The sequence below is a fragment of the Neobacillus drentensis genome (genome assembly GCF_036966985.1).
Taxonomy (GTDB): domain Bacteria; phylum Bacillota; class Bacilli; order Bacillales; family Cytobacillaceae; genus Neobacillus; species Neobacillus drentensis_E.
This window is the reverse complement of the sequence record NZ_JBALSN010000262.1, coordinates 1-10557: the sequence shown is the minus strand read 5'-3', so window position 1 is coordinate 10557 and position 10557 is coordinate 1. Positions and strand designations below refer to the sequence as shown.

The 10557-nt window shown below is 37.3% G+C and carries 13 protein-coding genes; 4 read left to right on the top strand and 9 right to left on the bottom strand.

The features are described 5' to 3' along the window. The first annotated feature begins 92 nt into the window (after positions 1-92). Positions 93-704 carry a hypothetical protein gene (locus V7659_RS17680; protein WP_335541117.1) on the top strand — a complete coding sequence of 204 codons (612 nt, stop codon included), beginning with the start codon at positions 93-95 and terminating at the stop codon, positions 702-704. Positions 705-736: 32 nt separating this feature from the next. On the opposite strand, the gene V7659_RS17675 is transcribed toward V7659_RS17680, so the two are convergent. From V7659_RS17675 to V7659_RS17655, 5 genes are all read right to left on the bottom strand, one after another. Further along, positions 737-1291 (bottom strand): DUF4865 family protein, encoded by a 555-nt coding sequence (locus V7659_RS17675; RefSeq protein ID WP_335541116.1) that lies wholly within the window; start codon positions 1289-1291, stop codon positions 737-739. A 44-nt stretch (positions 1292-1335) separates the two neighbouring features. After that, positions 1336-2322, bottom strand: coding sequence for a hypothetical protein (locus V7659_RS17670; protein ID WP_335541115.1), 987 nt, complete (start codon positions 2320-2322; stop codon positions 1336-1338). A 376-nt stretch (positions 2323-2698) separates the two neighbouring features. After that, a complete protein-coding gene (locus tag V7659_RS17665) occupies positions 2699-2896 on the bottom strand; it encodes a YjcZ family sporulation protein (protein ID WP_335541114.1) in 198 nt (65 codons plus the stop codon). 225 nt (positions 2897-3121) lie between these two features. Then, the gene (locus V7659_RS17660; protein WP_335541113.1) at positions 3122-3562 is read right to left on the bottom strand and encodes a cell wall hydrolase; all 441 of its coding nucleotides are present in this window, start codon (positions 3560-3562) and stop codon (positions 3122-3124) included. A 139-nt stretch (positions 3563-3701) separates the two neighbouring features. Then, positions 3702-3857, bottom strand: coding sequence for a hypothetical protein (locus tag V7659_RS17655; protein ID WP_335541112.1), 156 nt, complete (start codon positions 3855-3857; stop codon positions 3702-3704). A gap of 179 nt (positions 3858-4036) precedes the next feature. Here V7659_RS17655 and V7659_RS17650 point away from each other — a divergent pair, with 179 nt between their 5' ends. From V7659_RS17650 to V7659_RS17640, 3 genes are all read left to right on the top strand, one after another. Continuing rightward, entirely contained in the window at positions 4037-4366 is a 330-nt protein-coding gene (locus tag V7659_RS17650; protein WP_335541111.1) for a hypothetical protein, read from the top strand. Positions 4367-4509: 143 nt separating this feature from the next. Beyond that, the gene (locus V7659_RS17645; RefSeq protein ID WP_335541110.1) at positions 4510-5880 is read left to right on the top strand and encodes an MATE family efflux transporter; all 1371 of its coding nucleotides are present in this window, start codon (positions 4510-4512) and stop codon (positions 5878-5880) included. Between the two features lie 164 nt (positions 5881-6044). Further along, positions 6045-6482, top strand: coding sequence for a YfmQ family protein (locus tag V7659_RS17640; protein WP_335541109.1), 438 nt, complete (start codon positions 6045-6047; stop codon positions 6480-6482). Positions 6483-6541: 59 nt separating this feature from the next. Here V7659_RS17640 and V7659_RS17635 read toward each other — a convergent pair whose 3' ends face one another. The 4 genes from V7659_RS17635 to V7659_RS17620 all read right to left on the bottom strand — a co-directional run bounded on the left by V7659_RS17635 (position 6542) and on the right by V7659_RS17620 (position 10418). Beyond that, positions 6542-7813 carry an FtsW/RodA/SpoVE family cell cycle protein gene (locus V7659_RS17635; protein WP_335541108.1) on the bottom strand — a complete coding sequence of 424 codons (1272 nt, stop codon included), beginning with the start codon at positions 7811-7813 and terminating at the stop codon, positions 6542-6544. Between the two features lie 7 nt (positions 7814-7820). Next, positions 7821-8228, bottom strand: a complete 408-nt coding sequence (locus tag V7659_RS17630; protein ID WP_335541107.1) for a PadR family transcriptional regulator — start codon at positions 8226-8228, stop codon at positions 7821-7823. Then, the gene (locus V7659_RS17625; protein ID WP_335541106.1) at positions 8228-8764 is read right to left on the bottom strand and encodes a sigma-70 family RNA polymerase sigma factor; all 537 of its coding nucleotides are present in this window, start codon (positions 8762-8764) and stop codon (positions 8228-8230) included. The genes V7659_RS17630 and V7659_RS17625 overlap by 1 nt, the downstream gene beginning before the upstream one ends. 151 nt (positions 8765-8915) lie before the next feature. Continuing rightward, on the bottom strand, positions 8916-10418 hold the full coding sequence (locus V7659_RS17620; RefSeq protein ID WP_335541105.1) for a malate:quinone oxidoreductase: 1503 nt from the start codon (positions 10416-10418) through the stop codon (positions 8916-8918). Positions 10419-10557 lie beyond the last annotated feature (139 nt).

Here is a 10557-nt window from a genome sequence, read left to right as displayed (position 1 = left end):
AAAATATGTTAATATTATTCTACCTACTTAATCTATTAAAGAAAGTAAGAAGCTTAATTAATCTGAGGAGGCTACTTTTAGGAGGAATATATATGAACAAAACTGTGGTTAGTGTGCTATCTATCATTGTTTTGAGTTTTTTATTTTGTAGTGTCAGTGCAGAAGCAAAAACACGAACGGGCGGGTCTAGAGGGACAAGTTCTAGCTATACCAAACCATCTACGTCTACACCGAGGACCTCGTCGCCTAAACCGAGTTCTAGCAGTACTACAAACACTACGACGAAATCTTCATCTTATTCAGCCCTTACAACAAAATATCCAAAATCTACACGTTATTTTTCTGGTGGTGTGTTATCAAAATCGCTTGTTTTTGGAACGGCCTTATTAATGATAAACGAAGCAAACGACGATGAACCTACATACTCGGATGAAGAAGGGAACATTTATACGCTTACTGATTTAGAGGAAATGGATGTACAAATACCAGAAGAAGAGGATTTATATTCTGAAACGGTTAGTTTTGATGAAAATCAAACAGCAACGGAAACGGTAGTGCCAGAAGAAATAGAAACAGCATCTTCATTCGATGATACTGAAACATACTACGAAGAAGAAAGTAACTCATTCAATTGGCAATGGCTAATCATCCCTTTGGCCGTCGTAGTGATTGTAGGAACTTTCTTTCGGAAAACTAAAAGATAAAAGAACGCCGAATTTAGCGTTCTTTTTTACTTCTAATTTGAAAAATCGTCTTGTGATATGTGTAGGATAGTATAAATTACTCCACATATTTCTTTTAAGTTGCTTACATCGCTTAAAAAGTAAAATACATCGTACTCCCATTTATCAGGATTATAGATTACGAGATATTCTGAGTTACCAATAGTCGGAATATCTTTCTCGATTTTATCTTTTAAGTTATTTAGACTTTCTTGTGGTGGTATTTTTGTTGTGATTTGAAATAGATAGTTATGTTCATTGATTTTTGATGTAGTTGTATCAATAAGGGGAATTCCCATATTTACTCGCTGCCATCCAAAAGAATTTAGGATATTATCGTAAAATCCATTAAATAAAAACTTATTTAGCCCATCGCTCCCTTTCCAAAGATATAATGGACAGTAGCTATTTTGTAAATTGTTATTGAGTCCTTTTTCTGTTACCAGATATAGCTTAAATTTTAGATCATCAAAACCGTCTGTTTTATGGCCATTATTTCTTACTCTCTCTTTAATGATGTTCATATCATAATCACTTGGTAATGTAATCTTGTATTGGGTTGCTATCATCAATTTGCTCTCCTCTCAATCGACTTAATGACTTAAATCAACCCCTAAGTGGAACATCCGCTGCCACAACTGGAACAACTTGAGCAGCTCGACCCACCGTCATGGCCGCCTCCATGCCCCCCGTCCCCATGACCAGAACCATCTGAGGCAGCCCCGCAAAAAATAGCTGTGGAGCACCCGCTCGTGTATTTCACAGCATGGGCATATGTATACAAGTTAGCATACTTATAATATTCTTCAAAATAAAAATACGAGAAAAATACCATAACAAGTGAAAGGTTAGTCATTTCACCATAGGACCGCTGCTTCGTAAATCGACCTTTTTCATCTACTAAATAGATTTTTTCGGCATCACTTACTTGCTGTTTCATGTTTCTGACGAGATATTCAATCGTATCTTTATTATCTTCATTAACTTTAAAGTACCTATTCATCAACCATTCATGACTTGCTTCCTTGAATTCCTTTAGAACTGTTTTATCGACTGGATATCTGAAAAAGCTACCCCAAGACTTCCAGCTGTACGCCGTGATGGAATACAATTGTGAAAACACCCAATCAAAAAAAGCTCTTTCCTGTGGTGCAGGCGTTGGACTTGTGTTTGGCGTGTGATGGAGCATTTTCCCTGCATATTGCTCCGAAAAGGTTTGATATTTTTGAGTGAACATCAACATTGTATGCCAGATTTCATCTACTTCTTCACTAAACATATGCGTTTGCTTTAACATATTTGCAAGTAAAAAATAACGCTTTAATTCAAAGAACCGCCATTCAAATTCATCTTCCGTTCGCTTCGGATGCTCTTGAAGAAAACGATACTTCACTTGTTCAACATAATCTGAATTTAAAGCGGTATCTAATTTTTCAAGTAATGGTGTCACCGGAACATGGGAAAGCACCCCCAAATTCTCTGGAATATTTTCTTTCGCTAATTTAGGTCTGTCCTTTACCGCTAGAGCCACTACGCCTGTAACCACTCCTGCTAACAAAAGAGCCGCAGCTACAATTCCTCCAACCAAATGAATCACCATCTTTCCCCTTGTTTGTATTTGCATGGTTAAAATTTGTTAAATTTTATTACCTTTCAAAAAATGAATACACCATCTTTTTTTTCATTTGAATCCCAAAAAACGCCGTCTTAAATATTGAACCGGTTTACTTTAATTGATTCAGATAATAAGATAATATTAACATATTTTTCCTGATGAATTATTGAAATAATATATAATTTAATTAATGGTAATACTTCGTGAAACACTTAACTTTTAATGTACACTTAAAACTCTTATATCTATCTATTAATTATAAAAAGTGATACCAGTTAACGGCATCACTATCACAAAGAACTTCCTTTAAAGGCAGTTGTTGAGGAATAAGTGGTGGAGGATTAAAGTACAGTCACATCTTTTAACAGAAACAAACTGCACCAACAATGATTAATAAAATAAACAACACTACTATGAGTATAAATTCACCGCACCCATGTGCAGGAAAACAACCTGAATAAACAGGAGCTGCATAGGAGTAACACAATGGAGGTTGGGGAAGAACATTTGCGGGAGCAGTAATCGGTAAAGCATTAGTCATCGGTATGGCATTAGTCATTTTTACACTTCCTTTCGAGTAGGGGGGCTAATATAACATTACCCTATATATTACACTCAGAGAGGAAATTGGAGCCCGTCTATATTATAAATGGGCATGACTTAGTGCCAATCTGTGCAGGCACATATCTTTAATGAATAATCAATTGGGTAGACTCAGACAAAATTAAAAATTGCCGAGAAAAATAACCTTTCTCGACAATCTGGGTTTACTCAAAGAGTTAGCTTAACCTCTATAAACACTATCACATGTTGCAGGTTTTGGTTCATAAAAACAATGTTCTTTAAATTGTCCTGATTGAGGTTGACCGTACCATGTTGGAGGGCATGGAGCATGTGGATTAAAATACCAAAGCGCATACTTCCCTGGGTGGTCTCTCCAATAATCCAAATTTTGTTTTGCTAATCTTCTTTCAGAAGTTCTTGATCGTTGATAAAATACATTCCCTTTTTGAACTGCTTCAAAGGAATAATTTCCACCTTGCACTTGATAAATAACTTGCGGAACTGTCCTTAGTCCTTTAAAGTCTAAACAATTTGCTACAAGGCGATTCACAATTACATTTCCAACATATAACATTCCCTGTTGTCCTTCACCCTCGGCTTCTGCTCTCATCATCCTTGCCATTAAGTCCACGTCTGAACTTCGATAATTTGCTCTTGGCATTTTTCCACCCCCAAAATATAGTATGAAAAAAAGCCTACATTCATGTCATTGTTTGTAGATTGACTTCGCCCCCTGGATAAATTCAGGGGGTTCTTTTTTTACTTTCATCAAAGCTGCCTTTGGAGCCAGGGCTTCCAGTTTAAGGTCCAAATATATTGTTATTTTCCGGTGGGTATTCCTCTAACCTCTCCGCAAATCTACTATCATCAGAAGGAGCGGCTCCAGATTTTTTGTCAAAATAAACAGCTATTGCACCCAAAATAACGACTGGCGTAAAAATATATAACCAAATCATGATCATACCTCCTTACTTCACTAACGTATTAATAATATTATATTATAAATTTAACTTTTTTTTACAATTTTTTCATTCAATAAAATTGTGTCGTTAGTAGGAAAATTCATCAATCAAATTTTTAATGGTAATACTAAAGTTTATATCGTAAAAGTAAAATATAGTAAGGAATGGTAACGATGCCACGAAAAGCTTCACCGAATATGAATAATGAGGTGCCTGACACCGAAGAGAATGATGTATCGAAAAGTGACCACAAAAATGAAGATGAAGTTGAGAAACTTACTTACATGTTAGGAGCTGTAATGAATTATTTGTCCGACGATGAATTAGAAGAGCTTGATGTCGAATACCTTTTAGACGAAACAAAAGGTCTGCGGGAATGGTGGGATCGATATCGAGAAAGCAACAAAAAACTGATTGAAGAGGAAATTAAAAAATCTCTGGGTGAACTGTCATTAAAAGAACTGGAAGAAATCCGTGAAAAGATCAAAGAAAAGCAGAATTAAATATTTATCTTTCTGACTAAAAACCGTTTTATATACGGTTTTTTTTAATCGCCAATCAAATTTTTGGAATATCTTTTTTATTTTAAATTAGATTAAATATAGTTAGAATAGATTTTATACTGTGAGTAAAGAAGGAGAATAAATTGACTGTAGAAAACAATAAGTACCAAGACCAATCATTATATAGCATCACGTGGCCTCTTTTTATCGAAATATCGCTTCATATGGGTATGGGAATTGTTGCTACGTTAATTTTAAGTGGATATTCAGACAATGCAGTGGCAGGAGTTGGCGTAGCCAATCAGATTATTAATATATTTATTTTAGTCTTTAATGTCACAGCCATCGGCGCGACCATCCTTATCGGTCAAAATTTGGGAGCAAACCGATTAGACCGGGCACGACGTCTTGCAAGGTCTGCCTTTGGGGTAAACTTCTGGATTGGTGTAGTGATGACCATCGTTGTAGTTGCTTTTGGCGGTGTGTTTTTAAAATTTTACGGACTGAGCGGGGAAGTTTACGATTTTGCTTACACCTTCCTATCTATCATAGGGCTGTCTCTTTTCCTTGAGGCTATTGCATTAGCATTAAGTGCTGTTTTGCGTAGCTACGGGCATACAAAAGAAACCATGATCGTTACGGTTATCATGAATGTGATTAGTATGGTCGGTTCCTTTATTGCCATTAAAGGGTGGTTCGGCCTTCCTGTAACAGGTGTTGCAGGAGTTGCCTATGCTATGGTTGCTGCCCGGATTTTTATCATCGCCGCACTTTTTTACTTTGTTTATAGACAACTAGCCTTAAAGTTTCATATGAAAGATTTGTTTAAAATTAATAAAACGGATGTTAAGGGGCTTCTATCAATTGGGATTCCTTCTGCTGGAGAAAACCTCTCTTATCAATTTTCACAAGTGGTAATTACAAGCTTTGTAGCACTTACCGGGGATGCGGCGTTAGCTGCACGGGTGTATATTTTAAATATATCCATGGTTTGCTTCCTATTTACATTTGCAATTGGCCAAGGGACACAATTGTTGATTGCCCGTTATATCGGAGCTAAACAATATGATCAAGCCCTGAAAAGGGGCCTTAAGACTTTAAAAATTGCCGTGATTGTTTCGGCGGCTGTTTCACTTGCAGTTGCTTTAATTGGCAAGCCAATATTAACTATATTTACAACCGATGCTGACATAATCGCTATCGCTCTCCCAGTTTTATGGGCGATTGTATTTATTGAACCGGGCCGGGCCATGAATATCGTTCTCATGGGATCTTTAAAATCAGTCGGCGATGTCCGCTTCCCTGTTGTAATCGGTATAATCTCTATGTGGGGAATTGCCGTTGTCTTAAGTTACTTTTTCGGAATTACACTTGGTTTAGGACTATTAGGAATATGGCTTGCCCAAGGATTAGATGAATGTATCCGAGGATTCTTTGCCCTAAAGCGCTGGGTCTCCAAACCTTGGGTTAAGAAGAAAGTGGTCGAACAAAACTTATCATCAAGTATAACTTAAAATAAATGGTTACTCTCCCTAACAAGGCTGCCAAAACGGCAGCCTTTTCCATTTGTACTATTTGGACAGAAAGTGGATGGTGTATTTTTAGTTGAATTGGACGGTTAACAATTCTTCCGGATGGGATATTATTAACCTATTAATCTTTAACGGAGATGATGAAAATGACCTGGGCTGTTGTTTCGATAATTATCGTAAGTACGATTAAAATATTAATGACCTGTCTTCCAACTGGGCCAGTGGAATGGCTTATAAAGAAATTTGAAATTCATTCAAAACTTAATGAAACAGACGTCACCATAACTATTGACGGAAAGAACTTAGTAGATGAAGACAAACTTCAAGTGATTCATTACTTTAATGAAGCTACCTATCTGAAGCAGCATTATATCTATCCAGGGACAGAGGAATTATTTTTACATCCCGAAAATAGCAATACTCCTTTGGTTATTGATACGAAAAGTGGTAAAAAAGATGTTCGATTATTTGTTTTCAGTTACAACGATCGCATTGATGTAGTTAAACAGTACAAGAAGAAGGTCATAGCTTATAGTCTATCTTCCGAACCTCTTCAAAAAAGTGCTTTGGAAGTACAATACTAATATTACTCTGATATGAAAATGAACACGGGAGCCTGGTCCAGTGTTCATTTTTATTTCTATTACTTTTTTAATAGCACCGTTATTCTGGTTAAATCCTTTCGGCGATAGACGCTTAAGACAATCCCAATTAAAATAGCATTTAGCAGTGTTGGCATTAGTCCATAGCTCATAAATGGCAAGGATATCGAAATTAATGGGAAAACGCCTAGTGTCATTCCGATATTAGTAACTAGCTGGACGGTATAAAGAGAAACGGCACCGATTAGCAGAAGTTTTCCGTACGGATCTTTTATCCTGCTTGTGATGATCATAATTCTGGCGATAAATAGACCAAGGATTACGACTAACGCAAGGGCTAAAAGCCAGCCGTAGTAATAGGTAAAGCTAACAAAGACTAGATTGGTGTGGGCTTCGGGAATGAATTCTTTGTTCATGAAGTGACCAAACCATCCTGCTTTTGAAAGAAATTCTTTTACATGTAAGATCATAAATCCTGGTCCATCAGAATATTCTTCCGGGTTTAAGTAAGCCAACAATCGATCTTTCTGATATACGCCTAGAAACTTCCATGAAATAAGGCTTACGAACAAGAAACAACTAACGGATACTCCCCAGATTGATAGAACAATTTTCCGACTAAACCGGCTCCACCAAAGCATCGAAAAGACCATGATGGTGTAAATGTATGTAGTAGAAATACTTGGTACCGTAAAAAGTAAAAAGAATGGCAGAAGGAACAATAGACTAAACTGCCAGACCTTCAGCCTCTCAAGATTAAATAAGGAAGCCCAGGCAAGGAAGAAGAATGGGAGCGACATGATGCTTTCAATCGTTAACGGTCCAATCCTTAGTAACGGAAGTCCATTAATCGTGGTGTTTGAAAATAGTCTTAACACCAGAAGAATCAATACCCCAATGGAATAAAATAACCAACCTTGTTTTTTTAATTTCCGATAATCCATTAGCATGATCCCTATAACGGATGCACTCCCGATTAAAGTAATAATGACTTTAGTCGCTAACAAATATTCTCCTATAGGGATTGAAAACATTGGTAAAAATCCAAGCCCGAAAATGGTCACTAAAAGAACCAGCAGGATCCAATCTACTTTTGGCCGATGGAGTTTATTGAGCTGCTGCCCTAATTGAACCGGGCTTCCCATCTGCTCTACCGCTTTTTCCTCCGCCTCTGTTTCTTTCAACCCCTTCTCTATCCAGTAGTTTCTCGCTTCCTTTACGTGATAATTCAATTCATCTGTAACATATTGCTTTGCTTCCTTCGATTTGATTTGAGCGATGACTTCATTTAAAAAGACTTGTTTTTTATTCACTTATGCCTCACCTCTCAAATAATTCTTTCCATACTACTTGGCTATTGGTTTGTCTTTTATCAGCTTTTCGCAGCACTTTTCGTCCTCTATCCGTTAGTTGATAATACTTAGCTCCCGCTTCAGTCCAGTTTGATTGGATACATCCGGACTGTTCTAGTCGATGTAAAAGAGTGTATAAAAATCCTTCATTATCTTCAAATTTTTTAATACCTCTTCCCCGCAGCTGCTTCGTTAATTCAAAGCCTGTTTTTTCATGAACAAGCAGCTGCATAACCGCTAGCAGAATGTCTTCATCATTTTCTGCTGGTTGATTAATTTTTCCAAGGATATTTTTACGATGCTTCTCCGTAAAGTTCAATTGAGAAAACGCCCGTTGATCCATGGTCTTTTTTAAGTTCTTTAAACGATCCTCCATCATATTTCCTCCAATCGTTCCTTCAGAAGTTCCTTTGCTCGTCTGAGCCTGGTTTTCACAGTGCTAGCGCCCACATCTGTTACTAAAGCAATTTCTTTAATGGGTAACTCCTCGTAATAAAAGAGATAGATGACTTCCCGGTATTTAATAGGAAGGAGCATGATCGCAGCAATCAATCGATCATCCTCTTGTCTTTGAATGACCGCCTGTTCGATCATTTCTTTTTTCGTCGTGTTATTTAACGGTTCATCCTCTGTTATGACGACATTTTTGTTGTACCAGCTTTTCAGAAAATCCTTGCAATGATTGATAGCAATCCTCCACAACCAAGTTCGTAGCTTCGATTTGCCGCTATATGTATGAAGTCCTTTATAACACTTAACAAATATATCCTGCGTTAAGTCCTCTGCGATGGCGCGATTATTTACATATGAAAAAACCAGCTGGAGGACTTCCTGTCCATACCTGGTCATAATTTCATCAATAAGTAATTCTTTATCTTCTGTTTCTAATACTCCCAATGTTAGTTCTTCCACGTCTATTCCTCCTTCCTTAAATAATAGACGATGCACTCATGGATAAAGTTTTTAAAATTAATATTTTTTGGAAAGGAAACAGCAACCTAAAAAAAAAAACGCCAATCGGCGTTTTTTCTAATTCTATAAACTGATTTCTGCTTCCTAAGAATTAACTAAATGCAAGCTCTTTTTCACTTAGTCCAAGTGTCTGCTCTGTTGAAGTATGAATTTCACGCAAAAGCGCTGGGTTTTCCATTAGTGACTTGCCATATGAAGGTATCATTTCTTTGATTTTTGCTTCCCACTCTTTGATATGTTGAGGGAAGCATTTTTTGATCACCTCAAGCATTACATGAACAGCAGTGGAGGCGCCAGGAGAAGCACCCAGTAACGCAGCAATCGAGCCATCAGCGGCAGTAATCACTTCCGTACCAAATTGCAGTGTTCCTTTTCCTCCTGCTTCCGTATCTTTGATAACTTGTACACGTTGGCCCGCTACTACTATATCCCAATCCTCTGTTTTAGCATTCGGGATAAACTCTCGTAACTCTTCCATACGCTGTTCTTTCGTTAGCATTACTTGTTGAATCAAGTATTTTGTTAGTGACATCTCTTTTGCGCCTGCAGACAACATCGTCAAAACATTATTCGGTTTGACAGAAGTGATTAAATCCATATTTGAACCGGTTTTTAAGAACTTTGGTGTGAAACCGGCAAATGGTCCAAAAAGCAGTGATTTTTTATTATCGATAAATCTCGTGTCAAGATGAGGAACAGACATTGGCGGAGCACCAACTTTAGCTTTGCCGTATACTTTTGCATGATGCTGTTCTACAACTTCTGGATTGTTACATACCATGAATAGCCCGCTTACTGGGAATCCTCCGACATGTTTTCCCTCAGGAATACCCGATTTTTGCAGTAAATGCAGGCTTCCTCCGCCGCCTCCGATAAAGACGAATTTTGCCGTATGGCGTTTGACTGTACCACTAAATTGATTCTGAACTTTCAATTCCCATAGTCCGTCGTTAGTACGTTTGATACCGTTAACATTATGATTATAGTTTATCTGGACATTTTTATTCTCTAAGTGTTCAAACAACATGCGTGTTAATGCACCAAAGTTGACATCTGTTCCAGAGTCAATTTTGGTTGCCGCTATCGGTTCATTCAATGTACGGCCTTCCATGATTAGCGGAATCCATTCGATCAGTTTTTCATGATCATCAGAGAATTCCATTCCTTGGAATAAAGGATTTTTTGACAGCGCTTCAAATCGTTTCTTTAAAAAAGCTAGATTTTCTTCCCCTTGTACTAAACTCATATGCGGCAAGCGTTTGATAAAGTCCTGTGGATTATCGATCAGCTTGCTTTTTACTAAATAAGACCAAAATTGCATGGAAACCTGAAACTGTTCATTAATTTTTATCGCTTTACTAATATCTAAAGATCCATCTGGTTTTTCAACTGTGTAATTAAGTTCACAAAGTGCCGCATGACCAGTTCCTGCATTATTCCATTCGTTAGAGCTTTCCTCGCCTGCGTTTTCGAGTTTTTCATACACAGTAATTTCCCATTCTGGTACTAATTCTTTCAAGAGTGTCCCAATAGTCGCACTCATGATTCCGGCACCAATTAAAATGACGTCTGTTTTTGTTTCCCCGTTGTTCATTTTAACCCACCTTATCCCCTGAAATTTGGCAGAAAAGATGTAGGCGTTACACCAAGGTAATGCGCGACCTAATCACACACCTTTTCTGTCTCAAAATTATTAGCATTTCATTGTGTATACAATTAATTTCATATTACTA

Excerpts from the sequence above, each read along its gene's own strand:
- V7659_RS17630 (WP_335541107.1), bottom strand. The coding sequence starts at position 8,228 with ATGGAGGATCGTTTAAAGAACTTAAAAAAGACCATGGATCAACGGGCG.
- V7659_RS17620 (WP_335541105.1), bottom strand. The coding sequence starts at position 10,418 with ATGAACAACGGGGAAACAAAAACAGACGTCATTTTAATTGGTGCCGGA.
- V7659_RS17650 (WP_335541111.1), top strand. The coding sequence starts at position 4,037 with ATGCCACGAAAAGCTTCACCGAATATGAATAATGAGGTGCCTGACACC.
- V7659_RS17660 (WP_335541113.1), bottom strand. The coding sequence starts at position 3,562 with ATGCCAAGAGCAAATTATCGAAGTTCAGACGTGGACTTAATGGCAAGG.
- V7659_RS17655 (WP_335541112.1), bottom strand. The coding sequence starts at position 3,857 with ATGATTTGGTTATATATTTTTACGCCAGTCGTTATTTTGGGTGCAATA.
- V7659_RS17665 (WP_335541114.1), bottom strand. The coding sequence starts at position 2,896 with ATGACTAATGCCATACCGATGACTAATGCTTTACCGATTACTGCTCCC.
- V7659_RS17675 (WP_335541116.1), bottom strand. The coding sequence starts at position 1,291 with ATGATAGCAACCCAATACAAGATTACATTACCAAGTGATTATGATATG.
- V7659_RS17680 (WP_335541117.1), top strand. The coding sequence starts at position 93 with ATGAACAAAACTGTGGTTAGTGTGCTATCTATCATTGTTTTGAGTTTT.
- V7659_RS17640 (WP_335541109.1), top strand. The coding sequence starts at position 6,045 with ATGACCTGGGCTGTTGTTTCGATAATTATCGTAAGTACGATTAAAATA.
- V7659_RS17670 (WP_335541115.1), bottom strand. The coding sequence starts at position 2,322 with ATGGTGATTCATTTGGTTGGAGGAATTGTAGCTGCGGCTCTTTTGTTA.